Origin of the sequence: Xenorhabdus sp. NBAII XenSa04, assembly GCF_963866145.1 — a bacterium.
Lineage (GTDB): Bacteria > Pseudomonadota > Gammaproteobacteria > Enterobacterales > Enterobacteriaceae > Xenorhabdus > Xenorhabdus indica.
Genome location: NZ_CAWMEB010000377.1, coordinates 1 through 260 on the forward strand (window position 1 = coordinate 1; position 260 = coordinate 260).

Genomic DNA, 260 nt, shown 5'->3' on the forward strand with positions numbered 1-260 from the left:
GTCGCAGTGGCTCTGCCACACTTGGTGGACTGGAGCTGGGCTGGCGTTCGGATTTGATGTGCGGCAATTTTGGCCTGAAAGCCACTGTCAGCAATCAGTTAAATGGCATTACCGCCGGGTTTAAAAATCTGATGGGTGATGTGATTCAGGGCGCCACCGGTGCGGTGGCCAGCCTGCCGGCGATGATTATCCAGCGGGCATCCGTGGATTGGCGGGCAACGGCAGGGCGGCAAGGGCCAGAATGCCATTCGCCCGACCCG

At 60.0% G+C, this 260-nt stretch carries 1 pseudogene; it reads left to right on the plus strand.

Features of this window, described 5'->3' with window-relative positions:
• Positions 1-260, plus strand: a pseudogene (locus AAC147_RS12675) (hypothetical protein); the annotation flags it as partial.